At 71.6% G+C, this 26160-nt stretch carries 25 protein-coding genes and 1 tRNA gene; 9 read left to right on the top strand and 17 right to left on the bottom strand.

The window, feature by feature from the left end; genetic code table 11:
- The first annotated feature begins 177 nt into the window (after positions 1-177).
- Positions 178-528: a helix-turn-helix domain-containing protein gene (locus ACZ5GT_RS20685; RefSeq protein WP_469026527.1), complete on the top strand. Its 351-nt coding sequence runs from the start codon at positions 178-180 to the stop codon at positions 526-528.
- 56 nt (positions 529-584) lie between these two features.
- Here the strand turns inward: ACZ5GT_RS20685 and ACZ5GT_RS20680 are convergent, their stop codons facing one another.
- Positions 585-2102, bottom strand: a complete 1518-nt coding sequence (locus ACZ5GT_RS20680) for an FG-GAP-like repeat-containing protein (protein ID WP_469026521.1) — start codon at positions 2100-2102, stop codon at positions 585-587.
- An 80-nt stretch (positions 2103-2182) separates the two neighbouring features.
- On the bottom strand, positions 2183-3619 hold the full coding sequence (locus ACZ5GT_RS20675) for a hypothetical protein (RefSeq protein ID WP_469026516.1): 1437 nt from the start codon (positions 3617-3619) through the stop codon (positions 2183-2185).
- Positions 3620-3897: 278 nt separating this feature from the next.
- On the opposite strand from ACZ5GT_RS20675, the gene ACZ5GT_RS20670 reads away from it, so the two are divergent.
- Complete coding sequence (locus ACZ5GT_RS20670) at positions 3898-4236, top strand: DUF6233 domain-containing protein (protein ID WP_469026513.1); 339 nt, start codon at positions 3898-3900, stop codon at positions 4234-4236.
- Positions 4237-4456: 220 nt separating this feature from the next.
- A complete protein-coding gene (locus ACZ5GT_RS20665) occupies positions 4457-6463 on the top strand; it encodes a cell wall-binding repeat-containing protein (RefSeq protein ID WP_469026508.1) in 2007 nt (668 codons plus the stop codon).
- A 147-nt stretch (positions 6464-6610) separates the two neighbouring features.
- Here ACZ5GT_RS20665 and ACZ5GT_RS20660 read toward each other — a convergent pair.
- Positions 6611-6692: transfer RNA gene (locus ACZ5GT_RS20660), tRNA-Tyr, on the bottom strand.
- A gap of 224 nt (positions 6693-6916) precedes the next feature.
- Here ACZ5GT_RS20660 and ACZ5GT_RS20655 point away from each other — a divergent pair.
- Positions 6917-7405, top strand: coding sequence for a YajQ family cyclic di-GMP-binding protein (locus tag ACZ5GT_RS20655; protein WP_469026501.1), 489 nt, complete (start codon positions 6917-6919; stop codon positions 7403-7405).
- A 75-nt stretch (positions 7406-7480) separates the two neighbouring features.
- Here ACZ5GT_RS20655 and ACZ5GT_RS20650 read toward each other — a convergent pair whose 3' ends face one another.
- Positions 7481-7747, bottom strand: a complete 267-nt coding sequence (locus tag ACZ5GT_RS20650) for a GlsB/YeaQ/YmgE family stress response membrane protein (protein WP_360756575.1) — start codon at positions 7745-7747, stop codon at positions 7481-7483.
- A 161-nt stretch (positions 7748-7908) separates the two neighbouring features.
- On the opposite strand from ACZ5GT_RS20650, the gene ACZ5GT_RS20645 reads away from it, so the two are divergent.
- A complete protein-coding gene (locus tag ACZ5GT_RS20645) occupies positions 7909-9168 on the top strand; it encodes an APC family permease (RefSeq protein ID WP_469026496.1) in 1260 nt (419 codons plus the stop codon).
- A gap of 202 nt (positions 9169-9370) precedes the next feature.
- On the opposite strand, the gene ACZ5GT_RS20640 is transcribed toward ACZ5GT_RS20645, so the two are convergent.
- From ACZ5GT_RS20640 to ACZ5GT_RS20580, 13 genes are all read right to left on the bottom strand, one after another.
- A complete protein-coding gene (locus tag ACZ5GT_RS20640; RefSeq protein ID WP_469026488.1) occupies positions 9371-9937 on the bottom strand; it encodes an SMI1/KNR4 family protein in 567 nt (188 codons plus the stop codon).
- A gap of 120 nt (positions 9938-10057) precedes the next feature.
- The gene (locus ACZ5GT_RS20635) at positions 10058-10450 is read right to left on the bottom strand and encodes a YccF domain-containing protein (protein WP_469026482.1); all 393 of its coding nucleotides are present in this window, start codon (positions 10448-10450) and stop codon (positions 10058-10060) included.
- Positions 10447-11310, bottom strand: coding sequence for a zinc metalloprotease HtpX (gene htpX / locus ACZ5GT_RS20630; protein ID WP_469026478.1), 864 nt, complete (start codon positions 11308-11310; stop codon positions 10447-10449). The genes ACZ5GT_RS20635 and htpX overlap by 4 nt, the downstream gene beginning before the upstream one ends.
- A 244-nt stretch (positions 11311-11554) precedes the next feature.
- Positions 11555-13078, bottom strand: coding sequence for an NADH-quinone oxidoreductase subunit N (locus tag ACZ5GT_RS20625; protein ID WP_469026473.1), 1524 nt, complete (start codon positions 13076-13078; stop codon positions 11555-11557).
- Positions 13075-14703, bottom strand: a complete 1629-nt coding sequence (locus tag ACZ5GT_RS20620) for a complex I subunit 4 family protein (protein WP_469026466.1) — start codon at positions 14701-14703, stop codon at positions 13075-13077. Before ACZ5GT_RS20620 ends, ACZ5GT_RS20625 begins: the two co-directional genes overlap by 4 nt.
- A 6-nt stretch (positions 14704-14709) precedes the next feature.
- Positions 14710-16704, bottom strand: coding sequence for an NADH-quinone oxidoreductase subunit 5 family protein (locus ACZ5GT_RS20615; protein ID WP_469026461.1), 1995 nt, complete (start codon positions 16702-16704; stop codon positions 14710-14712).
- Complete coding sequence (nuoK, locus tag ACZ5GT_RS20610; RefSeq protein WP_469026458.1) at positions 16701-17117, bottom strand: NADH-quinone oxidoreductase subunit NuoK; 417 nt, start codon at positions 17115-17117, stop codon at positions 16701-16703. The genes ACZ5GT_RS20615 and nuoK overlap by 4 nt, the downstream gene beginning before the upstream one ends.
- Positions 17117-17746, bottom strand: coding sequence for an NADH-quinone oxidoreductase subunit J family protein (locus tag ACZ5GT_RS20605; RefSeq protein WP_469026892.1), 630 nt, complete (start codon positions 17744-17746; stop codon positions 17117-17119). The genes nuoK and ACZ5GT_RS20605 overlap by 1 nt, the downstream gene beginning before the upstream one ends.
- A 26-nt stretch (positions 17747-17772) precedes the next feature.
- Positions 17773-18369 (bottom strand): NuoI/complex I 23 kDa subunit family protein, encoded by a 597-nt coding sequence (locus ACZ5GT_RS20600; RefSeq protein ID WP_469026455.1) that lies wholly within the window; start codon positions 18367-18369, stop codon positions 17773-17775.
- Positions 18370-18371: 2 nt separating this feature from the next.
- Positions 18372-19340, bottom strand: a complete 969-nt coding sequence (locus tag ACZ5GT_RS20595) for a complex I subunit 1/NuoH family protein (protein ID WP_469026452.1) — start codon at positions 19338-19340, stop codon at positions 18372-18374.
- Positions 19337-20695, bottom strand: a complete 1359-nt coding sequence (locus ACZ5GT_RS20590) for an NADH-quinone oxidoreductase subunit C (protein ID WP_469026449.1) — start codon at positions 20693-20695, stop codon at positions 19337-19339. The genes ACZ5GT_RS20595 and ACZ5GT_RS20590 overlap by 4 nt, the downstream gene beginning before the upstream one ends.
- Positions 20692-21408: an NADH-quinone oxidoreductase subunit B gene (locus ACZ5GT_RS20585; protein ID WP_469026446.1), complete on the bottom strand. Its 717-nt coding sequence runs from the start codon at positions 21406-21408 to the stop codon at positions 20692-20694. The genes ACZ5GT_RS20590 and ACZ5GT_RS20585 overlap by 4 nt, the downstream gene beginning before the upstream one ends.
- Entirely contained in the window at positions 21399-21836 is a 438-nt protein-coding gene (locus ACZ5GT_RS20580; RefSeq protein WP_469026441.1) for an NADH-quinone oxidoreductase subunit A, read from the bottom strand. Before ACZ5GT_RS20580 ends, ACZ5GT_RS20585 begins: the two co-directional genes overlap by 10 nt.
- A gap of 247 nt (positions 21837-22083) precedes the next feature.
- Here ACZ5GT_RS20580 and ACZ5GT_RS20575 point away from each other — a divergent pair, with 247 nt between their 5' ends.
- The 4 genes from ACZ5GT_RS20575 to ACZ5GT_RS20560 form a co-directional block, all read left to right on the top strand.
- Entirely contained in the window at positions 22084-23295 is a 1212-nt protein-coding gene (locus ACZ5GT_RS20575) for a sensor histidine kinase (protein WP_469026437.1), read from the top strand.
- A gap of 122 nt (positions 23296-23417) precedes the next feature.
- Positions 23418-24848, top strand: coding sequence for a sensor histidine kinase (locus ACZ5GT_RS20570; protein WP_469026433.1), 1431 nt, complete (start codon positions 23418-23420; stop codon positions 24846-24848).
- Positions 24849-25044: 196 nt separating this feature from the next.
- On the top strand, positions 25045-25716 hold the full coding sequence (locus ACZ5GT_RS20565) for a response regulator (protein ID WP_469026426.1): 672 nt from the start codon (positions 25045-25047) through the stop codon (positions 25714-25716).
- 262 nt (positions 25717-25978) lie between these two features.
- On the top strand, positions 25979-26160 hold a 182-nt coding region (locus tag ACZ5GT_RS20560), incomplete at its 3' end, for a hypothetical protein (protein ID WP_469026421.1).

Genomic DNA, 26160 nt, shown 5'->3' with positions numbered 1-26160 from the left:
ATAGGACGGTGGTCCACGGTCACGGAGTTGCGATCCCCGCACCCGGCCCCTTACGAGCCGGACAGCGGAAAGACGAGGTCGGCGCAGCGATAGCACCGACAGATGGTGTTCAATTTCCTTCGGGGCCCCGGTGCCGCACGGCACCAGGGCCCCTCGACGCGTGCGCAACGAGGTGAAATGACAGCAGACAGCCCCCTCAACAACCGTCTGGAAGACGACGATTACCCCGCATACACGATGGGCCGGGCCGCCGAGATGCTCGGCACGACCCCGGGCTTCCTCCGAGCCATCGGCGAAGCCCGCCTGATCACGCCGCTCCGCTCCGAGGGCGGGCATCGCCGGTACTCCCGCTACCAGCTGCGGATCGCAGCCCGCGCCCGCGAACTCGTCGACCGAGGGACGCCGATCGAGGCTGCCTGCCGCATCGTCATCCTCGAGGACCAGCTCGAGGAAGCTCAGCGCATCAACGCCGAGTACCGCCGCGCCGCGCAGCAGGCGTCCAGCGGTTCCGCGCCCGAGTCCTCCTGACCGCGCGGAACCGCTTCCCGGCGGCACCCGTCCGGGGTACCTGGTCGTCGGTGCCGTCAGACGGTGCTGCGGGCTCCGGGGAGGGCGTCACCGAACTCGATCTCCGAGTACCGCCGCTTCAGCCCGGCTCCGGTTCCGCTGATCGTGGTCGACCCGCTGGTCACGGGGCCGGCCGCGGATCCCCGGGCCGTCCACAGCAGACCGTCGAGGTTCTCGCCGGGGACGCCGACCACCACCTCGGCCCTGCCGTCCTTGGTGACGTCGACGAGATGCGTCGCCGCCGCGAACAGGTCCCCGGTCTCCGCGGTTCCGGGCACGCCGGCCGTGTTCTGGGTGCAGACGCGCGAGCCGGTCGCGGTGAGACCGGCGGCCGATCCACGCAGCAGCGTCGCCTGTCCCGCGGCCTTGGCTGATCCCAGCGCCTCGCCCGGAGCGCCGACGACGACGTCGGCGTACCTGTCACCATCGGCGTCGCCGACGCTGAGCGACGCCCCGAACTGGTCGCCGTCCTCGCCCGCACCCGGCACCCCGGCGGTGTCCTGGTGGATGACCTGCGGTTTCTGGTCCGGTGTGATGCCCTGAGGGCCGCCGTAGAGGACCTGGATCTCGCCGCCGCGGTGGGCCGGGGTGGAACCGGACGTCAGGGAGGCGTCGTAGGGCACCCCGGTGACCAGGTCGCCGTAGCCGTCGCCGTCGATGTCGCCGATCTGTCCGGACAGGCCGTCGGCGAGCGGCAGTTCGGTGTACGTGCCGTCGTGCCCCTCGGCGTGGACGGGCCCGCTGACGTCTCCGTCGGTGGGACCGGGCAGCCAGAAACGCTCGGCTCTTCCGTCGCCGTCGACGTCCCCCATGACGACACCGCGGTTGGTGCCCAGGTCGTTCACGAAGGCCCGCCGGGCCGGCGCGCCGGTGCGGGTGAACGGCCCGTTGTACGTGGTGGCGCCGCAGTCGCCGGTGACCGCGACATCGGGGGCTCCGTCGCCGGTGACATCGCCCACCGCGATACCGGCGGCGAAACCGCAGCCCTCGTCCAGGCCGGTCGGCGGCGACACGGCCGCTCCGCCCTTGAGGCCACCGGCGCTTCCCCACACCACGGTGAGCGAGCCGACGCCCCACATGGTGCCCGCGGACTCGTCCGGGGTGCCGATCAGCAGATCGGCGTAGCCGTCACGGTCCAGGTCCGCGGAGGCGACCGCGGTCCCGAACTCGTCCCATTCCTCCGGCGCGCCGGGGATGCCGGCGGTGGCCTGCGTGATGACCGTGTGCCGGGAGGCCGAGACCCCGCTCGCCGAGCCGTACAGCACGACGACCGCGCCCGCGGCGTCGACCGTGCCGTTGGCCGCGCCGGGCGCGCCGACGGCCAGGTCTCGGTAGCCGTCGCCGTTGAAGTCGTCCTGCACGGCCGCTGTGTTGGAGCCCTTGTAGGGCGCACCGGCCGCCGCCGCGGGACCGGCCGGCAGCGCGACGACGGTCAGTGCGGCGGCCGCGCAGACGGCGATGGCGGAGGCGACGAACCGCGAGGCGGATGCGCGAGCCGGGACGCGCGGGGAGGCGGCGGTGGCGCGGGAGGACATGACGGCTCCGGATTCGGGTGCGGACCGGACGGGCCGGATGGAGTGGATGCGGCGGACGGTCTGGAGGGGGCGGGGGTGCGTCACGGGCCGGTCACCAGGCTTCCGAAGCGGCCGGCGCCGGCCGAGCCGAGGCCCACGCCGCCGGTGCTGACGCTGGTCGCGGCGGCCGTGGTGACGGAGGCCGCCGAGCCCCGCAGTGACCACAGGGCGCCCGCGCCGCCGTTCTCGCCGGGAGCGCCGACGACGAGGTCCGCGTAGCCGTCCTTGTTCGTGTCGACGAGGCGCACCGCCGCACCGAACGCGTCGCCCGCCTCCGAACTGCCCGGAACGCCGGGGCTGTTCTGCGTCCAGGTGCGGGCGTGCGCGGTGTCCAGTTCCGCGCCGGTGCCGCGTACGACGGTGACGGCGCCGCTGCCGCCGTTCTCGCCCGGGGCGCCGATCACGAGGTCCGCCCGGCCGTCCTTGTCGGTGTCACCGATGGCGATCGAGGCGCCGAAGCGGTCCTTGGCCTCGCCGGAACCGGGCACCCCGGGGGTGTCCTGAGTGATCGTCTGGATGCGGCTCGGGGAGCCCGAGTACCCGGCGTCGTAGTAGACGGTGACCCGGCCGCCGAGTGAGGTGTCCGGACTCTGCGACGGGTCCTCGGGGTTGCCGATGACAAGGTCGGGAGCGCCGTTGCCGTTCAGGTCGCCGACCGCCGACACGGTGCCCGCGGGCAGGTCGGCGCCCTCGAAACCGGCCGGGTCGGCGAAGTGCGTGCGGGGGTCGTCGCCGGTGCCGTCGTAGCCCCAGCCGCCGTCCCAGTCGCCCCGGCCGTGGACGATCAGGCGGTCGTCGTCGGTGTCGGGCAGGTCGATCGCGGTCAGCGCGACGATGCCGTACGCCGGGTTGAAGGTGAAGCCGTTGCCGGAGGTGCCGGACTGCGCCGACAGGTCCGCCGGCATGAAGGTCACCTCGGCGTCGTTGGCGCCGACGGCGATCGACAGCTTGCCGTCGTTGACGGGGTTCAGACCGTCGTAGACGCCGACGGCGAGGGTACGGCCGTAGGCGTCGTGCGAGTTCGGCCACGGGTCGTCGACCGTCTTGCCCTTGGTCAGGCCGGACGCGGTGCCGTAGACGACCGTGACCGAGCCGCCGCCGTCGTCGCCGGCGACGTCCTCGCCAGGGGCGCCCACGACCAGGTCGCTGTAGCCGTCGCGGTTGAGGTCGTACACCACGACGGCGGCGCCGAACCGGTCACCGGCCTCGGCGGTCCCGGGAATCCCGGTGGAGTTCTGCGTCAGCAGGGTGCGCCTGGTGGGGTCGATGCCGTGCGAGGTGCCGTACATCACGACCACGGCACCGGCCTTGGCATGACCCGCCACCTTGGCGTCGGGCGCGGAGACGACGACATCGCGGTAGCCGTCCTTGTTCAGGTCACCCGGCGTGCCGACGGCGGCACCGGCACTCGCCGCGACCAGCGGGGTGAGCCCCGCGGCCAGCAGTGTCGCGGACATCAGCAGAGTGCGTTTGCGCACGGGCTCCTCCAGCGGGGCATCCGGAACGACGATCGACGCGCCGACCGCACGCAGGGCATGGGACGCGTGTCATGTCATGGCCCGCATGGGACCTCATGGCCCGCATGGGATGTCATGGGACGTCACGGCACGCAAGTCAGGTCATGACACACATGGCACGCGGCACATGGCATGGCAGCGTCAGAGTCGGCGAACACAAGACTGTCGGAGGGCGCGGAGGGTTGTACATCCGAGGACCGCACATTGCGGCACGCCGCCCCGGCCATAGAATCGAACATGTGAACGACTCTGGCCCCTCGCGACTCGCCCTGCTGCGCTTCCTGGAGCGCGTGCAGGTGCGGGACCTGGAGCGCACCCGCCGGTGGATCGCCGACGAGGAACGCCGCGAAGCCGAACGGCAGCGCGGCATCAAGGCCCGCCCTCCCGCCCCGGACTGGCTGATCGAACCCGGCCTGAACCGCCTGTCCGCGGCGTACGTCCACGTCGGCGGCTGCTGGAACGCGGCCAAGCGCAGCCGCGCCGCCGACCGGAACCAGGCCCTGCGCGCTCTCACCGAGGGCGTCAAACCCTGCCCACAGTGCCGCCCGGACAGCGCGCTGGGCTTCCTGGACGGGTGAGCCCCCCGGATGAGGTGGGAGCCCGTACACCACTTCTCACCACGCAGCGCCTCTGCGCCCTCCGACCAGCCCTTTACCTACCCCCTGCCTACACATCTGCCGCGGCCCGCCACTAATGTTTCGCCGCTGCCGTGCGGACGATCAAGACGCCGTCCGTTCACCTTGGGGGAGAGTGCACGGCAGCCATCCATTCACTTGTGGGGGCACCTTGAACATGCGTATGCGCCGCATACTTGCGGCGCTCACCGGTACCGCCGCGCTCGCGGCGGGGCTCGTCGCCGCGCTTCCGGGACCGGCGGCAGCCGTCCCCGGCAACTGGCCCGCCACCGACGGGAAGCTGCTGTACACGGACGTCGGCGGCTGGATGCACTTCATCAACACCGACGGGTCCCGGCACGACCAGTTCGGCACGTCCGGAAACCAGGGCGCCTGGTCCGCCGACGGCAGTCAGGTCGCCTTCGTGAACGGCGACCGCATCGGCACGGCATGGGCCGATTCCGAGGACATCGGGATCAGCATCGCCATGCCGTCGGGCAGCGGCTGGCATCCGCAGGATCCGACCTTCTGGCGCGGTGGCGGCGACATCGTCTTCGCGGCCGGTGGCCGGCTGCGCCTGACCGCGGCCGACGGCACCCGCGCGCCCAAGGCCCTGTTCGGCACCGATGTCGACGGCTGCGACTCCCAGCCGAGCGGCGCGGTGAACGGCATGCTCGCCTTCGTGCGGACGGGGACCGGTTGCGCCACGGTAGGCACCCCGGCCGTCTGGGTCTACAACGGCCGTTCCGGCGCGTTCACCAAGGTGGCCGCCGACGCGAACGAGCCGAGCATCTCCCCCGACGGCCAGTCGGTGGCCTTCACCCGGTCGGTCGACGGACACAAGCAGATCTTCACGGTCAGGACCGACGGCACCGGTCTGACCCAGCTCACCACGGACGCGACCGACCACTACCGTCCCGCCTGGTCGCCGCAGGGCGGCCGGATCGCGTACGACATCTACGTCTCCGGCAATCCGGACGTCGTCCAGGGCCCGCAGGTGTGGATCCACGACCTCGGCACGGGTACGGAGACCCAGGTGCCCATGGCCGCCGGCACCGACGTCGCCTGGCAGCCGCTCCGTGACAACGTGATCTCCCGTGTCTGGGGTTCCGACAATTACGGCACGAACATCGCCGCGTCCAAGTGGACCTGGAACACCGTCGGTACGAGCACTCCCGGCTTGAAGAACGCCAACGCGGCCGTGCTCATCAGCAAGTCCGACTCGGCGTACGCCACGACCGCGACATCGCTGGCGGGCAAGAAGCGAGGGCCGGTGCTGATGACCTCCGGCACGGGCCTGGACTCCTCGGTGCAGACGGAGCTCAAGCGCATGCTGCCGAAGGGCAAGACGGTCTACCTGGTCGGCGGGAGCACGATCCTCAACAGCACGGTGGCGTCCAAGGTGACGTCGCTCGGATACGTGGCCAAGCGGCTGTCCGGCACCTCGCGCTACTCCACCTCGGTGGCCGTGGCCAAGGCCGTCACCGGCACGCCGAAGTACATCTTCCTGGCAACCGGCACCGACTACCACAACGCCATGGCGGCGAGTTCCGCCGCCGGTTCCCTGGGCGGCTCCGGAACCGCGGTTGTCGTACTGACCGACGGCACGACCATGACGTCGTCGGTCTACGGGTACCTCAACAAGTACAGTCCGAGCACGACGAACATCATCACGGTGGGGACCGACGCCGAGTCCGCGCTGGCCAAGGCGTACAACGCCGGCAAGATGCCGAACTGGCCCAGCAGGTACAGCTATTACCGGGTCGCCGGCGCCACTCCGCAGTCGAACGCCATGCGGCTCGCCGACCTGTGGTGGTCGCTGCCTTCGAACGCCGCGGTGGCCTCCGTGGGCAGCTGGCGCGACGGCGTCTCAGCGTCCTCGGCGATGACCACGTACGGTCCGCTGCTGTGGACCGACACCACCTCGCTGCCGTACGACACCAAGCGGTACCTGATGCGCATGTCGTCGAGCATGTACCACGTGGCTGTCTTCGGCGGCTCGGGATCGGTCGACGCGTCCGTCATTCCCAAGATCGGTGCGGCGATCGGAGTGGGCACCCACTACGTCTACACGCCGTACTACAAGGGCGTGGCGTCACAGGCCACGGCTGCTCAGCCGCTGTCCACCGGCAACGACAAGCCCGCGGCGAGCCCGGACCTGGCCCCTCTCCGGGTGACGATCAAGAGGTGACTGCGTGCCCGGCCGCCCGCCTCGGCGGCGGCCGGGCACGGCTTGCCCTCCGCGTCCACGAAGCGCATGCCCCGCAGATCGCCTCGAAGCATGAAGAGACCCCCTCCGGCCTGTGTTGTCACAGTCCGAAGGGGGTCTTCCCCAGTGTGGCGGCGCCAGGATTCGAACCTGGGAAGGCTGAGCCGGCAGATTTACAGTCTGCTCCCTTTGGCCGCTCGGGCACACCGCCGGGGTTGATGCCCGGGTGAACCGCTTTTCGGCGGTGCTCCCTGGCAACGACGTAAACAATACCCGATGCGCAGGGGTGCTTCGCCACCCGATTGATCTGCTCATGGAGGGCGGCAGGTGACTAGGCTTGGCCGGATGCGGCCCGGACCACGCCGGGCTCGGCGGCCGCCCCCACGTACGCCGACACGCACCCGATACGCACTCTGATACAAGGAGCCACAGGACATGGCCGACTCCAGTTTCGACATCGTCTCGAAGGTCGAGCGGCAGGAGGTCGACAACGCCCTCAACCAGGCCGCCAAGGAGATCTCGCAGCGCTACGACTTCAAGGGTGTGGGCGCCTCGATCTCGTGGTCCGGCGAGAAGATCCTGATGGAGGCGAACTCGGAGGACCGCGTCAAGGCCGTCCTCGACGTCTTCCAGTCCAAGCTGATCAAGCGGGGCATCTCGCTGAAGGCCCTGGACGCGGGCGAGCCCCAGCTCTCCGGCAAGGAGTACAAGATCTTCGCGTCGATCGAGGAGGGCATCTCCCAGGAGAACGCGAAGAAGGTCGCGAAGATCATCCGCGATGAGGGTCCCAAGGGGGTCAAGGCCCAGGTGCAGGGCGACGAGCTGCGCGTCAGCTCCAAGAGCCGGGACGACCTGCAGGCCGTGATCGCCCTTCTGAAGGGCAAGGACTTCGACTTCGCGATCCAGTTCGTCAACTATCGGTGACGAGTCGCCCCGGGAAGGGCGGGCCCCCGGCAGGCGCCCGCCCTTCCCTGCTGCCGGCCGCAGTTCAAGGTGCGCTCAGTCGCGCGAGTTGCCGAACAGGATCCGGTAGACGATCAGGAGAACCAGCGAACCGCCGATCGCCGCGGCCCAGGTCGCACCGTCGTAGAAGTCCTTCGTGATCGGGTGGTCCAGCCAACGGGCCGATATCCAGCCGCCGACGAACGCGCCCGCGATGCCGATGAGCGTCGTGCCGATGAAGCCGCCCGGGTCGCGGCCCGGCAGCAGGAACTTGGCGATGGCCCCGGCCAACAGCCCCAGGAGGATCCAGCTGATGATGGTCATGCCGTGAACCTGCCCTTCTTTGCTGTGCCCGCGCTGTCCCGGTCCTGTGACTCTGGACCGGGCCCGCTGTGCGTCGTGCCAGCGCCGGTGTTCGCGCTGTGTTGTCGAGGAGGACGTCACCGCGGCATCCCGCGGTTGCGCTGATCAGTAGGGTGCGAGCCATGACACAGCCCGGTTCCGCACCCGAAGCTCCCGAACTCCGGCGCACTCTCGGCGTGGCGGACGCGGTGGTCATCGGGCTCGGCTCGATGGTCGGGGCGGGGATCTTCGCCGCGCTGGGGCCCGCGGCACGCGCGGCCGGGTCCGGACTGCTGCTGGGGCTCGCGGTGGCCGCCGTGGTCGCCTACTGCAACGCCACGGCTTCGGCACGGCTGGCCGCCCTGTACCCGGCGTCGGGCGGCACCTACGTGTACGGGCGCGAGCGGCTCGGGGAGTTCTGGGGCTATCTCGCGGGCTGGTCGTTCGTGGTCGGGAAGACGGCCTCCTGTGCGGCGATGGCGCTCACCGTCGGGACGTACGTGTGGCCCGCGCAGGCGCATGCCGTCGCCGTCGCGGCCGTGGTGGCGCTGACCGCGGTGAACTACGGCGGCATCCGGAAGTCCGCCTGGCTGACCCGGGCGATCGTGGCGGTGGTCCTGGCTGTCCTCGCTTCCGTGGTGGTCGTGTGTCTGGGCTCCGGCGCGGCCGACGCCGGACGGCTGGACGTCGGGGCGTCCGCCGGCGCGGGCGGGGTGCTGCAGGCGGCCGGTCTGCTGTTCTTCGCGTTCGCCGGGTACGCGCGCATCGCCACGCTCGGCGAGGAGGTGCGGGATCCGGCGCGCACCATCCCGCGGGCGATCCCGCTGGCCCTGGGCATCGCGCTGGTGGTGTACGCGGCTGTCGCGGTGGCCGTCCTTTCCGTGCTGGGTGCCGACCGGCTCGGGTACGCGGCCGCTCCGCTGGCCGACGCGGTGCGGGCCGCCGGGGTGCCGGGGCTGGCGCCGGTGGTGCGGGCCGGCGCCGCCGTGGCCGCGCTGGGTTCGCTGCTCGCCCTGATTCTGGGCGTCTCGCGGACCACGCTGGCCATGGCCAGGGACCGGCACCTGCCCGGCGCGCTGTCGGCCGTGCATCCCCGTTTCCAGGTGCCGCACCGGGCCGAACTGGCCGTGGGCGCGGTGGTCGCCGTCCTCGCCGCCACGGTGGACGTGCGGGGCGCCATCGGGTTCTCCTCCTTCGGTGTGCTGGCGTACTACGCGGTGGCCAACGCCTCGGCCTGGACCCTGGATCGAGCCGTGAAGGCGCGGGCGCTGCCGGCGCTGGGCCTCTTCGGCTGCGTGGTCCTGGCCTTCTCGCTGCCGGGGGTGTCGGTGGTCGTGGGTGCGGGTGTGCTGGTGGTGGGTGTGGTCGCGTTCTGGGCGCGACGGTGGATGGCCGCGCGGTAGCGGGCCGGGGCCGGCCCCTAGACCGGCGCGGTACGGGGATCACGGCGGTGGGACGTGCCGGTGCTGCGCGGGGTGGCCGATGCGGTGGGGGAACGGGTAGGGGCCGGCATCGGACGGGCAGGGGGAGGAGGTCGTCGCCGGGCGCGCACCACTGCGAGCAGCGCCGCGCGTGCGTGGTCGGTCTGTGCTGTGGCCCGCCGTGTCAGGAGGCTCCCGTCCGCGTCGTGCGTATGCGGAAGTCGGGCCAGGGCGCCAGGTCCATGTCCTCGTTCGTCTCCTCGTACCAGCCCGTGCCGTCGGCCCAGGCGCGCAGCCACTCCGTGAGGCTCGGGGCGTCGACGAACCAGGCGTGGTCGGCGTCGTCCGCGTTCGGCTCGAAGAGCAGGACCGTCGCCCGAGGGCTGCGGCAGTCCACGCACGCGTACATGGCGCAGCCCCAGTGGGATATCGGCAGGACCCCCTCGGGCCAGGGCCAGTCGGGGTCCTTGCGGGCGTCGGCGCGGTTGGCGAGGTACTGCACGACGGCGGCGGGCTCACCGGCGGGCGGGCCGTCGAGGAGGGGCAACAGGCCGTACTCCGGACCGAATCCGCCGTCCCCTATCCGCAGGTAGAGGTCGGCGAGCAGCGGGGGCAGGGGGAAGCCCAGGACGGCCTCGGCGCGGGCCAGGGTGGCCGCGTCGACGGGGGCGGGGAGCGAAGTCCAGCCCCAGGGACGGGTGTTCCGTGCCTTCTCGGCCACTCGTGCCAGCAACTGCTCGTTCTCGGTCATGGGTTCATGATGCAGTGCGGCACTGACAATCGGGCCGGCCTGTGGACAGCCGTCAGGCTGTGGAAAACCTGGTCACCCGGACGAGGGCGGACGGACCGCCCGTCACGGCATCGCCCCTGCTCAGCGCGGCGCGAACGGTTGGTCGGTGCGCACGATCTCGCGCCCGAGCGGCATCAGCGAGACCGGAATCAGCTTGAAGTTGGCGATGCCGAACGGGATCCCGATGATGGTGACGCACAGCGCGAGTCCCGTGACGATGTGCGCGATCGCCAGCCACCAGCCCGCGAGGATCAGCCAGAGGACGTTGCCGACGCAGGAGGGCGCACCCGCGTCGCGCCGTTCGACGGTCGTGTACCCGAAGGGCCACAGGGCGTAGACACCGATGCGGAAAGCCGCGACGCCGAACGGTATGCCGATGATGGTGAGGCACAGCAGGAGGCCCGCCGCCAGGTATCCGAGGAACAGCCAGAAGCCGCTCAGGACGAGCCATATGACGTTCAGGATGGTTTTCACTGGAGACGACCTGCCATCTTCTCGAGCCGGGCGATACGTTCCGCCATCGGCGGGTGCGTCGAGAACATCTTGGAGAGCCCCTGGCCGGGGCGGAAGGGGTTCGCGATCATCATGTGGCTCGCGGTCTCGATGCGCGGCTCGGGCGGCAGCGGCAGTTGCTTGGTGCCCGCCTCCAGCTTGCGCAGGGCGCCGGCGAGTGCGAGGGGGTCGCCGGTGAGCTGGGCGCCGGACGCGTCGGCCTCGTACTCCCGGGAACGGCTGATGGCCAGCTGGATCAGGCTCGCCGCGAGCGGGCCCAGGATCATGATCAGCAGCATGCCGAGGAGGCCGGGACCGTCGTCGTCGTCCGAGCGGCCGATCGGGATGAGCCAGGCGAAGTTGACCAGGAACATGATCACGGAGGCGAGGGCGCCGGCGACCGACGAGATCAGGATGTCGCGGTTGTAGACGTGGCTGAGCTCGTGGCCGATGACACCCCGCAGCTCGCGTTCGTCGAGGATGCGCAGGATGCCTTCGGTGCAGCACACGGCGGCGTTGCGCGGATTGCGGCCGGTCGCGAAGGCGTTGGGGGCCTCCGTCGGGGAGATGTACAGGCGCGGCATGGGCTGACGGGCCTGAGTGGAGAGCTCTCGGACCATGCGGTAGAGCGCCGGGGCCTCGAACTCGCTCACCGGGCGGGCTCGCATCGCGCGCAGCGCCAGCTTGTCGCTGTTCCAGTACGCGTACGCGTTCGTGCCCAGCGCGACCAGGACCGCGACGATCAGCCCCGTACGGCCGAAGAAGCTGCCGATGACGATGATGAGGGCGGACAGTCCCCCGAGGAGTACTGCGGTCCTCAGTCCGTTGTGCCGGCGGTGCACGGTACGCCCTCCATGTGGTGCAGCAGGGGAACCCATTGCTTGCGGATCTTGCTCGCTGTCTCCGAACCACCGGTGCCGTGGTGTCACGTCCAGTGGACCCTCCCGCTCTGGTCAACGCGAGGCGAGGGTCACTAGTTCCCTTGTGCGCGCGGGCTACCCCTTGAGCCGCCCGGGTGAGGGACGCGGTCGGACTCTCACGAGAGCCGGGCGCTCGTGAGAGTCGGAAGCGCAGAGAGCCGGACGCTCAGAAGAGGGTCGTGTCGGCGAACCGCAGGACGAGTTGGGGGGCTCCGGACAGGGCGATGCCGACGACGCCGGTGAGGGTGACGGCGGCCGTGAGGGGCGCGGGGAGGCGGTGGCTGACGGGCTCGCCCTCGGGGGCCCGGAACAGCAGGGCGGTCCACTGGAGGTAGTAGAAGAGCGCGATCACGACGTTGACCGCCATCACCACGGCCAGCCAGCCGAGTCCCGCGTCGACGGCCGCGGAGAAGACGGTGACCTTGGCGAACAGGCCGATGACGCCGGGCGGCAGTCCGGCCAGGCAGAGCAGGAAGAAGGCCAGCAGGAGGGCGGCGAGCGGGTTGCTCGCGTAGAGGCCGCGGTAGTCCGTGATGCGGTTGGCGGAGCGGGTGCGGCCCACCAGGGCGGCCACCGCGAAGGCGCCGAGGTTCACGGCGGCGTACATGAGGGCGTACGCGAGCGTGGAGCCGACCGAGCGCTCGGCGTCGTCGGAGTAGGCGGCCGCGGCGATCGGCACCAGGAGGTAGCCGGCCTGCCCCACGGACGACCAGGCGAGGAGGCGTACGGCGCTGTACGCGCGGGTGGCCTGCTGGCGCAGGGCGCCGACGTTGCCGACGGTCATGGTGAGCGCGGCCAGGGCGGCGAGGGCGGGACCCCAGACGTCGGCGTACGACGGGAAGGCGACGACGGTGACGAGGATCAGGCCGGAGAAGCCGACGGCCTTGCCGACGACCGACAGATAGGCGGCGATCGGCAGGGGCGCCCCCACGTAGGTGTCCGGCACCCAGAAGTGGAAGGGCACCGCGGCGGTCTTGAAGGCGAAGCCGACGAGGGTGAGGACGACGCCGGTCTGGGCGAGGGTGTGCAGCTGTCCGTCGACGTGCTGGATCCGTCCGGCGACCTGGGTGAGGTAGAGCGTGCCGGTGGAGGCGTAGACGAAGCTGATGCCGAGGAGGCTGACGGCGGTGGCGGTGACCGACGACAGGAAGAATTTCAGGGCCGCCTCGGAGGACTTCCTGTCGCCGTGCCGGATGCCGACCAGGGCGAAGGCGGGCAGGGAGGCGACCTCCAGGGCGACGACGAGGGTCGCGAGGTCGCGGGAGGCGGGCAGCAGGGCCGCGCCGGCCGCCGAGGACAGCAGCAGGAACCAGTACTCCCCTTCGGGGAGCCGCCGGTCGGCGTCCTTCAGGGCGGTGACCGACAGCAGCGCGGAGAGGAGGGCGCCGCCGAGGACGAGGAACTGGATGACGAGGGTGAAGCGGTCCGCGGTGTAGCTGCAGGCGCCGGCGCCGTCCTTCAGGCAGAAGGTGGACCGGTCGCCGTCGCGGAGGGGCAGCAGCAGGGCCGCGGAGGCGGCGAGTCCGGCGACGGAGACCCAGCCGAGCAGCGGTTTCCTGGCCTCGCCGACGAACAGGTCGGCGACGAGGACGACGAGGGCGACGACCGCCGCGAGGGTGGGCGGCGCGATGGCGAGCCAGTCGACGGACTGGACGAGGTCCGCGGCCTGCGGCTGGGCCAGGTAGCTCATCGGGTGCCTCCTGCGAGGAGCTGCTGCACGGCCGGGTCGGTCAGGCCGAGGAGGGCCTTGGGCCACAGTCCGGCGACGACGGTGAGGGCGACGAGGGGCGTCCACGCCGCGAACTCGTAGGCGTGGACGTCTGCGAGGGTCGGCGCCTGCTGCGGTACGGCGCCCATGCAGACGCGGCGGACCACGACGAGCATGTACGCGGCCGTCAGCAGCGTGCCGAACGCGCCGATGGCCATGAAGGTGAGGAAGGCGGGGCGGCTGAGGTCGGCGGCGGGTTTGAAGGCGCCGAACAGGGCCAGCATCTCGCCCCAGAAGCCGGCGAGGCCCGGCAGGCCGAGCGAGGCGACGGCGCCGAACGCCAGCAGGCCGCCGAGGCGCGGGGCCCTGCCGTAGAGGGCGGCGCCGGTCTCGAATTCGTTCGGCGCGGCGGAGTCGCTCGTTGAGGGGCGGTGGTCGGGCGACGGGAGGGCCAGGGTGTCGAGGTCGGTAGTGCCGGTGCGGTCCTTCAGGGCGCCGACCAGGAAGAACAGCAGGCCGGTGATGAGGCCGTGGGCGATGTTGGCGAACAGGGCGCCGTTGACGCCGGTCGGGGACATGGTGGCGATGCCGAGCAGGACGAAGCCCATGTGGCCGACGGAGGAGTAGGCGATGAGGCGCTTGAGGTCGCCCTTCGCGCCCTGTTTGGCGAGGGCCAGGCAGGCCAGCGATCCGTAGATGATCCCGACGACGGCGAGGGCGGCGAGGTAGGGCGCGAAGGTGTGGAAGCCGTCGGGGGCGACCGGGAGGAGGATCCGGACGAACCCGTACGTACCCATCTTGAGCAGGACACCGGCGAGCAGGACCGAGCCGACGGTCGGCGCGGCGGTGTGCGCGTCGGGCAGCCAGCTGTGCAGCGGCCACATCGGCGTCTTCACCGCGAGCCCGATCCCGATCGCCAGAACGGCGATGACCTGCACGGATGTGGTCAGCGACCGGCCGTTGTCAGTGGCGAGTGCCACCATGTCGAATGTGCCCGCCTTGATTCCGATCAGGAGCAGGCCGAGCAGCATGACGACCGAGCCGAGCAGTGTGTAGAGGATGAAGCGCCAGGCGGCGGCCTGGCGCCCCGCGCCGCCCCAGCGGGCGATGAGGAAGTACATCGGGATGAGCACCGTCTCGAACGCGAGGAAGAACAGCAGCAGATCGAGTACGGCGAAGGTCGCGAGGGTGCCGGACTCGAGGACGAGCAGCAGTGCGACGAACGCCTTCGGGGTCGGGCCCGCGGGCATCTTGAAGTAGGAATACAGCGCGCAGAGGAAGGTCAGCAGCGCGGTCAGGGCCAGAAGGGGGAGGGAGATGCCGTCGATGCCGAGGTGGATCCGCACGTCGAGTGCGGGGATCCAGCTGATGTCCGTGGTGGCCTGCATCTTCGACGGATGGTGGTGGTCGAAGCCGAGCGCCAGGACGATCGCGGCGACGAGGACCGCGCCGGTCACGGTCACGCCGTGCCGCAGCACGGCCTGCTCGGGCGACTTCCCCTTCAGCCCGGGCGGGGCCGGCAGGAGAGCGGCGGCCGCGCCGAGGAGCGGGCCGACGACGACGAACGCCAGAAGGAACTGCATCACGGACTCGCTGATATCGATCACGCCAGCTCACGCTCCCGTGGCGACGAGGACGGCGGCGACCACCAGGACGACGGTGCCGGCGAGCAGCGCGCTCACATAGGTCTGCACATTGCCGGTCTGGGCGCGCCGTACGGCGGTGCCCAGCAGGCGGGGAAGGGCGCCCGCACCGCGTACGTAGGTCTCGACGACCTCGCGGTCGAGGAACCGGACGAGATCGGCTCCGGCCTGGACCGGGCGGACGAAGAGGGCCGCGTACACGGCGTCGAGGCGGAAGCCGACGGCCGCGTGCCGGTGCAGCGGGCCGAGCAGCAGCCGGCCTGGGTCGGCCGGGTCGGGCGCGTGGGCGACGCCGCCGTAAGCGGGTGTGTGGGCGGCGATGGCTGCGGCCTCGACGTGTCCGGCGTCGCCCTCTGGGTGGGCGGCGACCGCGCCGAGCGGCACGCGGGCCGCGAGCGCCGTGGTGTGCCGCCAGGTGGCGTAGGTGACGATGCCGCCGACGAGGGCCACGCCCGTGCCGAGGACGGAGGTGGTCAGGGTCGGGGCGAGGGAACGGCCGTCGAACCAGTCGGGCAGGACCCGGAAGGCGAACCCGCCGAAGGCGAGGGACGGGACGGCGAGCACCCAGAGCACGACGGTCATGGTGAGGGGCTGGCGGCCGTGGTCCGGGGCCTCCGCGCCGTGGCCGCGGAAGGCCAGCAGCCACAGCCGCGTCGCGTACGCCGCGGTGAGCAGCGCGGTGAGCAGTCCGGCGACGAGGACGGTCCAGCCCGCCGCTCCGGGGGCGTGCTCGGTGTGGCCGGTGGCGACGTGCTCGGCGGCGCCGAGGACGGACTCCTTGGAGAAGAAGCCGCTGAACGGCGGGATCGCGGCGAGCGCGAGCAGCGCCACGGTCATCGTCCAGTAGGCGTCGGGGACGCGGTCGCGCAGGTGGCGCATGCGGGACATGGCGGCCAGCGAGTTGGTGCCGGCGGCGTGGATGATCACGCCTGCCGCGAGGAACAGCAGCGCCTTGAAGGCGCCGTGGGACAGGAGGTGGAAGACGGCGGCCGACCGGTCGCCGACGGCGAGGGCGCCGGTCATGTAGCCGAGCTGGCCGATCGTCGAGTAGGCGAGGACGCGCTTGATGTCGTCCTGAGCGAGGGCGGAGAGACCGGAGCCGAGCATCGTGACGGCGGCCATGACGGCGAGGACGACCATCGCGGCCGAGGAGGCCTGGAAGACGGGGAGGAGACGGGCGATGAAGTAGACACCGGCGGCGACCATGGTCGCGGCGTGGATCAGCGCGGAGACGGGCGTGGGGCCCGCCATGGCGTCGGGGAGCCAGGTGTGCAGCGGGAACTGGGCCGACTTGCCCGCCACGCCGGCCAGGAGCAGCAGGGCGATCAGCGTCGGGTGGTGGAGTCCGCCGCTCGCGACGGTGCCGAGGATCTTCGTGATGCGGAAGGAGCCGGCGTCGGTGGCGAGCGCCAGCAGGCCGATCAGGAAGGGGACGTCACCGAGCTTGGTCACCAGGAACGCCTTGATGGAGGCGGCGCGGGCCTCCGGGGTCTCCCAGTAGTGGCCGACGAGGAAGTACGAGCAGATGCCCATGATCTCCCAGCCGACCAGCAGCACGATCAGGTCGCCGGAGTAGACGACGAGCAGCATCGCGGAGGTGAAAAGGGAGACAAGGGCCGCGTACGACGGGTAGCGCGGGTCGTCCCGCAGGTAGCCCGTCGAGTAGATCTGCACGCACGAGGCGACGACGCCGACCAGGACGGCGACGAGGGCGGCGAAGCCGTCGATGTGGAAGGCGAGTTCGACCGGGACGGAGCCGGTGGGAGTGAGCTGGGTGGCGGCGTCGACGGCCCGGCCGCCGCCCTGGCGCACGGCGACCAGTACGGCCAGCACGAGGGAGGTGAGGGGCGGCAGGATGGCGAGGGGGCGGACGAACCCGGGCGCCGAGCGGCCCAGGAGCAGGCCCGCGGCCGCTCCCAGGAACGGCAGGAGGGGGACGAGGACGGCGAGGGTGGTCGTGGTCACGCGGTGGCCTCAGCCTTCTCGGCCTGCCCGGTCGGTTCGGCCTGTCCGGCCTGTTCGGACGCGGCGGCGTCGCTGTCGGGGTCGTCGGGCCCGTGGCCCTCGGCGCTGTCGCGGAGCTTGTCGATGTCCGCGCTGCCGCGGTTGCGGTGGACGGCGAGGACGATTGCCAGGCCGATGCCGATCTCGGCGGCGGCGATGGCGATGGTGAAGAGGGTCAGGGCCTGGCCGGAGTGCAGGGTCTCCTCGGCGGCGTTGCTGAGCCAGACGTCGAAGGCGACCAGGTTGAGGTTGACGGCGTTGAGCATCAGCTCGACCGACATCAGCACGAGGATCGCGTTGCGGCGGGCGAGGACCCCGTACAGGCCCGTGCAGAACAGGAGGGCGGAGAGGACGGCGGGATAGGCGAGGTGCATCAGCGGACACCACCCTTGGCGGTCTGTTCGGCGCCTTCGGCCTTGGCCTTGCGGGACAGGACGATCGCGCCGACCAGCGCGGCGAGGAGGAGCACGGAGAGGGCCTCGAAGGGGAGGACCCAGTTCTGGAAGAGGCTCGCCCCGGTGGCCTCGGTGGAGCCGGCGGCCGGGCCGTCCAGGTCGATCCAGGTCGCGCGGAACGCATCGACGACGACCCAGACCAGGGCGGCCGCGGCGGCGACCGCGACCGTGAGGGCGGCCCAGCGGTTGCCGGAGTCGGCGTCCGGGGAGCGGCCGATGGGGGCCTTGGTGAGCATCAGTCCGAACAGCAGGAGGACGACGACGGAACCGACGTAGATGAGGACCTGAACCCAGGCGATGAACTCGGCGGTGAGCAGCAGGTATTCGACGGCCAGGCCGCCGAGGGCCACGACCAGCCACAGGGCGGCGTGCACGAGCTGCCGGGTGGTGACGGTGACGAGGGCGGCGCCGAGGGTGACCAGGCCGACGAGGACGAAGGCGATCTCGACGCCCGTCGGGGAGAGGAAACCGCGGGTTGCGGCCGTCGTGGCAGCGGTCGTGGTCGTGGCCGCGGAGTGCGCGGCGGAGGCGTGCGCGGCGGTGGTCACGGCCGTCAGGGCGGCGGAGACGAAGGTCACGGCTGTCCCTCCTGCCGCGGCCGGTCGGTCTGCTCCTGGGCCGGCTCCGCCGACTGGGCCTGCTGGGCCTGCTGGGCCGCGAGTTTTTCGGCGGTCTTGCGGGCGGTGGCGATCTCCTTCGGTTCCTCCGCGCCGGGGTCGAGGGCGGGCGGGGCCGGAACCGTCCACATCCACTCGCGGAGCTTGTCGCGCTCGTGGGTGAGGTCGCGGATGTCGGTCTCGGCGTACTCGAACTCCGGGGACCAGAACAGGGCGTCGAAAGGACAGACCTCGATGCAGATACCGCAGTACATGCACAGGGAGAAGTCGATGGCGAAGCGGTCGAGGACGTTGCGGCTGCGTTCGCGGCCACCGGGAGTCGTCGCCGGGATCGTCTCCTTGTGGGAGTCGATGTAGATGCACCAGTCAGGGCACTCGCGGGCGCAGAGCATGCAGACCGTGCAGTTCTCCTCGAACAGGCCGATCACACCGCGGGTGCGGGGCGGGAGGTCGGGCTGGACGTCGGGGTACTGCTCGGTGACGGTCTTCTTCGTCATCGTGCGGAGGGTGACGGCCAGGCCCTTGGCCAGGCCGCTGCCGGGGATGGGGGCCATAGCTACTGGATCACCACCTTGACGATGCCGGTGAGGGCGATCTGGGCGAGGGAGAGGGGGACGAGGAGGGTCCAGGAGAACTTCTGGAGCTGGTCCTCGCGCAGGCGGGGGTAGGTCACGCGGAGCCAGATGACGACGAAGGCAAGCACGGCGGTCTTCAGCAGCGTCCAGACCCAGCCGAGGCCGTCGGCGCCCCAGGGACCGTGCCACCCGCCCAGGAAGAGGACGGTGGTCAGGCCGCACAGGACGACGATCCCGGCGTACTCGGCGAGGAGGAACAGCGCGAAGCGGAGGCCGGTGTACTCGGTGTAGGCGCCGAAGATGATCTCCGAGTCGGCGACCGGCATGTCGAAGGGCGGTCGCTGGAGCTCGGCGAGCCCGGCGACGAAGAAGACGATCGCGCCGATGATCTGCCAGGGCAGCCACCACCAGTGGAACGCGTCGAGGATGCCGGGGAGCGAGACCGTGCCGGCGGCCATGGCCACCGAGGCGGCGGCGAGCAGCATCGGGAGTTCGTAGGCGAGGAGCTGGGCGGCGGTGCGCAGGCCGCCGAGGAGGGAGAACTTGTTGGCGCTGGCCCAGCCGGCCATGAGGGCGCCGAGGACGCCCACGCCCATCACCGCGAGCACGAAGAACACGCCCGCGTCCAGGACCTGGCCGACCGCGCCCTCGCCCGGGCCGATGGGGATGGCGAGGAGGACCAGGAGGTACGGCAGGAGGGCCACGGCGGGGGCGAGCTGGAAGATACGGCGGTCCGCGCCCGCGGGGACCACGTCCTCCTTCTGCGCGAACTTCACTCCGTCCGCGACGAGCTGGGCCCAGCCGTGGAAGCCGCCGGCGTACATCGGGCCGAGGCGGCCCTGCATGTGAGCCATGACCTTGTGCTCGGTCTGGCCGATGATCAGCGGGAAGGTGAGGAAGACGACGAAGACGATCAGGAGTCGCAGGGCGACGTCGAGAGCGTCGTTCACTGCTGGCCTCCTGCGGGGTGGTGGTTGCCGGGGGTGGTGGTGCCGCGGTCTTCGGGAGCTTCAGTGTCTCCGGAGGCTTCGGTGTCTCCGGGACCTTCAGTCTTTCCGGGACCTTCGGTGTTTCCTGGGGCTTGGGCGTCTTCCGCGGTTCCGGGGCCCGCCGAAGTCTCAGAGCCCTGGGCTTCGGGTGCTCCGGGAGCTTCTGAGGCGCCAGTGGCTCCGGGGGTGGGGTTCTCCGGCTCGTCGAAGGCCGGGCGGGCGTGGTGCCAAGGGGCGTCGGGGCTGCGCGGAGCCGCGGGTGGCCTGGGCGGCGTCGTGTCGCCGGCACCCGGGGCCGGCGCGTCCTCGCCGCCGTCGCCGCCGTCACCGCCGGCCGTCTCCCCGCCCGTCGCGGTCCGCTGGCTCGCGGAACCCCCCGAGGCGCTGCGCGCCCGGCGGGGACCGGCCGGGGCAGCGCCCGCTCCGGCGCGCTGCGACGCCGATCCCGCACTCACGCTCCGCGCGCGCCTCGGCCCTGCCGACGACCCGGCCTCCGGGGCCCCGGAACGGGCACCCGCACCCGCACCCGCACCCGTGTCAGGGGACGCGGCGGTATCGGCGGCCCCGGCAGCGTCGGCCTCGGTTCCGGTGCTCGCCTGGCTGACGGACCCTTCCGCCGCCGAACGGGTACGCCGGACCGGCCGCTCCCCCGCAGCCCGAGCCGGCCGTTCCCCGGCCGCCGCGCGCACCGGCCGTTCGCCCGCGGCCCGGCCTGCCCCACGGGCCGGGCGGGCCGGGGCCGGGGGAAGCTGGCCCTTGAGGGGGCCCCATTCGTTCGGGTCGGGGACGCCCGGCGGCAGCATCTGGCGGCGCTTGGGGCCGCCGTGCTCGGACTCGCCGGGTTCCTTGGCGCCCGGCCAGGCCTTGGCCACGCGCGCCGCGAGGACGAAGTCCTTGCGCAGCGGGTGGCCTTCGAAGTTCTCCGGCAGCAGCAGGTGGTCGAGGGCGGGGTGGCCCTCGAAGGTGACGCCGAACATTTCGTGCGTCTCGCGCTCGTGCCAGGCCGCGCCGGCGTAGACGTCCACCGCGCTCGGCAGCACCGGTGCCTCGTGCGGAACCGTCGTGCGCAGCAGCAGGCGGCGGACCGGCGACAGGGCGACGACGTGCGCCGCGACGCGGAAACCGGTGCCCGGTTCGTCGACCGCGCTGAGCCAGTCGAAGTAGGTGCAGGAGAGGGCCGTACGCGCCGTCTCCAGCGCGGAGGTCCAGGAGGACGGCGGGACGTCGACCGTCAGGATCTCGTACGACTCCTCGACCGTGGCGTCCGCGCCGAAGAGGTCCTCGACGGGGGCGGGGAGCCAGCCGACCGTACTCATCGGCCCTCCCCCGGGGAGGTCCGGGCGGTCCGGGCCCCGGCGGCCGGCGGTCGCACCAGGTCGCTCTGCAGGGCCGCCGCCGAGGGCCGGCCCGCGCCCGAGGACCCGTACCGCTCCCCCAGCGACTCGCGGGCGATCTTCTCCTGGAGCTTGAGGATGCCCTGCAGCAGCGCCTCCGGGCGCGGCGGGCAGCCCGGCACGTACACGTCCACCGGGATGATCTGGTCGACGCCCTTCGTGACGGAGTACGAGTCCCAGTAGGGACCGCCGCAGTTGGAGCAGGCGCCGAAGGAGATGACGTACTTCGGCTCCGGCATCTGCTCGTACAGGCGCTTGACCGCGGGGGCCATCTTGTCCGTGACCGTGCCGGAGACGACCATCAGGTCGGCCTGGCGCGGGCCGGGCGCGAAGGGGATCACACCGAGCCGGATGAAGTCGTGACGGGCCATCGAAGCGGCGATGAACTCGATCGCGCAGCAGGCGAGACCGAAGTTGAAGACCCAGAGCGAGTAGCGGCGGCCCCAGTTCAGGACGACCTTCATCGGCTCGGGGGCGAGGCGGGCCAGCGCACCCAGCCTCCCCCTGCCCTCGGCGGGAGAACCCCCGGCAGGGCCCCCGGAAGGGCCCCCGGATGGGCCCCCTGGCTCCGACCGGAGGACCGGCTCCGGAAGGAGGACCGGCTCCGGCGTGTTCACTTCTGGCGTCACGTCCATGCCAGGACGCCCTTCTTGTATGCGTACAGCAGGCCGACGGTCAGGAAGCCGAGGAAGACGAACATCTCGACGAGGGTCGTCGCGCCGTAGCCGGGGGCGGCGAAGACCGTCGCCCAGGGGAAGAGGAAGATCGAGTCGACGGCGAAGATGACGTACAGGAAGGCGTAGACGTAGTAGCGGACCTGGGTGTGGGCCCAGCCCTCGCCGACGGGGTCGACGCCGCACTCGTAGGTCAGGAGTTTCTCCGGGGTCGGCACGGCCGGGCGCAGCAGGCGGCTCGCCCCGAAGGCGACGGCGACGAAGAGCACGCCCACGACGGCGAGCAGTCCGACGACCGAGTACGACTGGAAGTAGTCCGCCGCGACGACGGTCGGTTCCCGCACGTCCGTCTCCTCGCTCCCTGACTCCTGCGACCCCGCGGGCCGCATTTCCTGTGGCCGTGGGCCCCGGGGCCGTATAGCCCCGTGGCCGTGTGCCCGGGACAGTGCGGCCCATGACCTGCGGCCCTGACCCGGTGCTGCTGTTCGACGATCTGTACGCACGGGAGTCTAGGCCCTGATAAAGGGACGGTAAGCAGCCCGTCGCACCTTGAGATGCCGAGGTGGGGTTTTCCCCAGGCGATCGCGGCGGTCCGCCTCATGGCGTGGCGGCGCGGCGCGCGGCACGCTGGCCCATATGACCGAACGCCTCCCGTCCTCGAGCCGCGCCTCGGAAACGGCCGCCGACGACCCCCTGCCGCCCGTCCGCTTCGCCTACGACCCGCACACGTGGAGGGAGATCACGCACCTTCTGGCGAACTTCCCGGTGGCGCTGGCCGGGTTCGTCTACGTGATGACGGTGCTGTTCACCGGGTTCTGGCTGACCGTCACGGTGATCGGCTTCCCGCTGCTGGCGGCCGGGCTGACCGGTTCGCGGCTGCTGGGCAGGATGGAGCGGGCCCGCGCCAGGACGTTGCTCGGGGTCCACGTGGACGAGCCGAGTCCGCTGCCCCGGCGCGGCACCGGTTTCCTGACCTGGATGTGGATGACCCTGAAGGACCCGGTGGCCTGGCGGGCGGCGCTGTACGACTTCATCCGGCTGCCGTGGGGCATCCTCACCTTCGTCATCACGTTGACCTCGCTGTTCCTGCTGTGGCCGGTGCTGCCGTTCATCGCGCGGGTGCTCGCCAACGCGGACCGGGCGATGGTGCGCGGGCTGCTGTCACCGTCGGACGAACTGGAGCGGCGCATCGCCGAACTGGAATCCGACCGGGGCGTGGTGGTCGACACGGCCGCCGCCGACCTGCGGCGCATCGAGCGCGATCTGCACGACGGGGCACAGGCCCGTCTGGTCAATCTGGCGATGGGGCTCGGCCTGGCCAAGGAGAAGCTCCTCGAGGACCCCGACTCGGCCGCGACGATGGTCGCGGAGGCCCACGGCGAGGTGAAACTCGCGCTGCAGGAACTGCGGGACCTGGCCCGCGGCATCCATCCCGCCGTGTTGACGGACCGCGGCCTTGACGCCGCGCTGTCGGCCGTCGCATCGCGCTGCACCGTGCCGGTGAAGGTGACGGTCGACCTCACGGCGCGGCCGGCCGCGGCCATCGAGGGCATCGCCTACTTCACCGTCTCCGAGCTGTTGCAGAACATCAGCAAGCACAGCGGGGCGCGTACGGCGTCCGTCGAGGTGTGGCGGACGCGGGACCGGCTGCTGATCCAGGTACGGGACGACGGCCGCGGGGGCGCGCGCCTGGACGGCGGCACCGGGATGCAGGGGCTCGCCGACCGGCTGGGCGCCGTCGACGGGCTGTTCGTCATCGACTCCCCGCAGGGCGGACCGACCACGGTCACGGCGGAGCTGCCCTGGCGGGAGCGCGCCCCGGAGAAAGGCGCCCCCGAGAAGGGGTAGGGAAAACCCCCCTCCCAAGACGCCGACGGACTCCATGGTCCCCGGACCTGCGGCGCAGCAGGGTGGAGATACGGACAGGACAGCCGCAGGACCAGCGGGACGAGTAGAACGGGACGGCACCGATGGCCACGGAATACCGGCAGGGCTACACGCACGGAGACGGGCACGGGCGCGGGCACGACAGCGGGCTCGGGTCCGGGTACGACAGCGGATTCGGGCGCGGGCACGACAGCGGGCTCGGCCTCGCCGGGGAGCGTCGGCGCCGGCTGCCCGCCGGACTGCGGGCGCCGTTCGAGGCGCGCAGCTGGCGTGAGTTCGGGTACGTGCTGCTGAGCCTGCCGATCGGGATCATGCTGTTCGTCTACGCCGTCACGATGGTGTCGCTGGGGGCGGGTCTGCTGGTGACGTTCCTCGGCGTTCCGGTGCTGGCGGCGGGACTGGCCGGCTGCCGGGGGTTCGGGGCGATGGAGCGGGCCCGGGCGCGCGGAATGCTGCGGCTGGAGGTGGCCGACCCGGAGCCGCTGCGGATGAAGAAGCAGGGCATGCTGGCCTGGATGGGGGCCGTGCTCAAGAGCGGCACCTCGTGGCGGACGCTGCTGTACGCGGTGGTGCAGTTCCCGTGGTCGGTGTTCTCCTTCGTCGTCGCCGTGAACTTCTGGGCCTACGGCTGGGCCCTGCTGACGTACCCCCTGTGGTTCTGGGTCTTCCCGGTGTACGCCGGCCAGGGCGGGCTCCAGCTGTACGGCGATGCGACGCACAGCGTCTACCTCGACAACCCCTTTGAGATCACCGTCACCGCGCTGGTGGGGCTGCTGTTCACGCTGGCCACGCCGTGGATCGTGCGGGCGCTGACGATGGTGGACCGGCTGCTGGTGCACGGCCTGCTGGGGCCGTCGCGGCTGTCGGCGCGGGTGGTGGAGCTGGAGTCGGACCGGGGGGTCGTGGTCGACACGGCCGCCGCCGACCTGCGGCGCATCGAGCGGGACCTGCACGACGGGGCGCAGGCGCGACTGGTGGCGCTGGCCATGGATCTGGGGCTGGCGAAGGAGAAGCTGACGGAGGATCCGCAGGCGGCGGCGCGGATGGTGGACGAGGCGCACGGCGAGGTGAAGACGGCGCTGCAGGAACTGCGGGACCTGGCCCGCGGCATCCATCCGGCGGTGCTGACGGACCGCGGCCTTGACGCCGCGCTGTCGGCCGTCGCCTCCCGGTGCACGGTGCCGGTGCAGGTGGAGGTCGACCTGGCGGAACGGCCCGCGCCCGCCATCGAGGGCATCGCCTACTTCACCGTCTCCGAACTGCTGCAGAACATCAGCAAGCACTCGCGGGCCACCTGGGCCGCGGTGGACGTGTGGCGGGTGGACGGCCGGCTGCTGGTGCAGGTCGTCGACAACGGCATAGGCGGCGCCGACGTCTCCGCGGGCTCGGGCCTCGCCGGGCTGACGGAACGCCTGGACGCGGTCGACGGGATCCTGATCGTGGACTCACCGGCGGGCGGCCCGACCCGGGTGACGGCGGAACTGCCGTGGCGGGGGGAACGGTCGCTGGGGTGACCGGGGCAGGCAGCAGGCACCGGACCGGTGCAGGCGCGGGGTTCGAGGTGCGGGGGTGCGCCTCGGGCCCCGCATCGGGCTGCACGGGCCCGACACCCCGGCCGGATTCGTGCCGCCCACGCACGGCCTGGCTCGAAATACTGGAATGCTGGACGACAGCAGTGCGGAGGCATTCGGGTGTGGGGGGCCGGGGATCGTGGAGGACAGGGTGCGAGTGGTCATCGCCGAGGATTCAGTGCTTCTCAGGGAGGGCCTGACCCGGCTGCTGACCGACCGCGGGCACGAGGTCGTCGCCGGGGTCGGCGACGGGGATGCGCTGGTCAAGACCATCACCGAACTGGACGCGGAGGGTGAGCTGCCGGACGTCGTGGTCGCGGACGTGCGGATGCCGCCCACGCACACGGACGAGGGCGTGCGGGCCGCCGTGCAGTTGCGCAAGGCGCATCCCGGGCTCGGTGTGCTGGTGCTGTCGCAGTACGTGGAGGAGCGGTACGCCACGGAGCTGCTGGCCGGGTCCAGTCACGGCGTCGGCTACCTGCTCAAGGACCGGGTCGCCGAGGTGCGGGAGTTCGTGGACGCGGTGGTGCGGGTGGCCCGCGGGGGCACCGCGCTCGACCCCGAGGTGGTGGCGCAGCTGCTCGGGCGCAGCCGCAAGCAGGACGTGCTCGCCGGGCTGACCCCGCGTGAGCGGGAGGTGCTGGGGCTGATGGCCGAGGGGCGCACGAACTCCGCCGTCGCGCGGCAGCTCGTGGTCAGCGACGGGGCCGTGGAGAAGCACGTCAGCAACATCTTCCTCAAGCTCGGGCTGTCGCCGAGCGACGGCGACCACCGGCGTGTTCTGGCCGTCCTCACCTACCTGAACTCCTGACCCCGGACCGCCCGGACTCCCGTTCCCCTACCGGCGACGGCCCAGGGTCCGTCCGGTCCGGAACCGGACAACGGCAAGGGAGCGTCTTCAACGTGGGCGCCGGGGGCGGGATCATGACAAGTGTGGGCGTCGCTGCGTCCCGAATCCGCGTCCATCATGCGAATGGCCGAGGGAAGGCGACCCTTACGGACGTAGGGTTGATGTTGGGAGGGCCTGCGGGAAGGCCGGTCCCAGACAGCCGCCTCGAGGGAGGTCCAGTTCAGTGACCAGCCAGGTCAGCAGGACAGCGGAACAGGCCGACGAAGCCGTCGTAGGAGAGCAGCGCAATCCGGCAGCAGCGAAGGACGTACGCCGGCTGGACCGGGTGATCATCCGGTTCGCGGGTGACTCGGGTGACGGTATGCAGCTCACCGGTGACCGTTTCACGTCGGAGACGGCGTCGTT

It is taken from the genome of Streptomyces sp. NPDC031340 (assembly GCF_055569945.1).
The sequence above is the reverse complement of the archived record's forward strand: the minus strand, read 5'-3'. Positions and strand labels throughout refer to the sequence as shown.

What these genes read in the sequence shown, in the direction of transcription:
- ACZ5GT_RS20600 (WP_469026455.1), bottom strand. Translation starts at nt 18,369, where the DNA reads ATGGCCCCCATCCCCGGCAGCGGCCTGGCCAAGGGCCTGGCCGTCACC.
- ACZ5GT_RS20580 (WP_469026441.1), bottom strand. Translation starts at nt 21,836, where the DNA reads ATGCGGCCCGCGGGGTCGCAGGAGTCAGGGAGCGAGGAGACGGACGTG.
- ACZ5GT_RS20680 (WP_469026521.1), bottom strand. Translation starts at nt 2,102, where the DNA reads ATGTCCTCCCGCGCCACCGCCGCCTCCCCGCGCGTCCCGGCTCGCGCA.
- ACZ5GT_RS20575 (WP_469026437.1), top strand. Translation starts at nt 22,084, where the DNA reads ATGACCGAACGCCTCCCGTCCTCGAGCCGCGCCTCGGAAACGGCCGCC.
- nuoK (WP_469026458.1), bottom strand. Translation starts at nt 17,117, where the DNA reads ATGCACCTCGCCTATCCCGCCGTCCTCTCCGCCCTCCTGTTCTGCACG.
- ACZ5GT_RS20685 (WP_469026527.1), top strand. Translation starts at nt 178, where the DNA reads ATGACAGCAGACAGCCCCCTCAACAACCGTCTGGAAGACGACGATTAC.
- ACZ5GT_RS20655 (WP_469026501.1), top strand. Translation starts at nt 6,917, where the DNA reads ATGGCCGACTCCAGTTTCGACATCGTCTCGAAGGTCGAGCGGCAGGAG.
- ACZ5GT_RS20640 (WP_469026488.1), bottom strand. Translation starts at nt 9,937, where the DNA reads ATGACCGAGAACGAGCAGTTGCTGGCACGAGTGGCCGAGAAGGCACGG.
- ACZ5GT_RS20645 (WP_469026496.1), top strand. Translation starts at nt 7,909, where the DNA reads ATGACACAGCCCGGTTCCGCACCCGAAGCTCCCGAACTCCGGCGCACT.
- ACZ5GT_RS20665 (WP_469026508.1), top strand. Translation starts at nt 4,457, where the DNA reads ATGCGCCGCATACTTGCGGCGCTCACCGGTACCGCCGCGCTCGCGGCG.
- ACZ5GT_RS20650 (WP_360756575.1), bottom strand. Translation starts at nt 7,747, where the DNA reads ATGACCATCATCAGCTGGATCCTCCTGGGGCTGTTGGCCGGGGCCATC.
- ACZ5GT_RS20585 (WP_469026446.1), bottom strand. Translation starts at nt 21,408, where the DNA reads ATGGACGTGACGCCAGAAGTGAACACGCCGGAGCCGGTCCTCCTTCCG.
- ACZ5GT_RS20570 (WP_469026433.1), top strand. Translation starts at nt 23,418, where the DNA reads ATGGCCACGGAATACCGGCAGGGCTACACGCACGGAGACGGGCACGGG.
- ACZ5GT_RS20590 (WP_469026449.1), bottom strand. Translation starts at nt 20,695, where the DNA reads ATGAGTACGGTCGGCTGGCTCCCCGCCCCCGTCGAGGACCTCTTCGGC.
- ACZ5GT_RS20625 (WP_469026473.1), bottom strand. Translation starts at nt 13,078, where the DNA reads ATGAGCTACCTGGCCCAGCCGCAGGCCGCGGACCTCGTCCAGTCCGTC.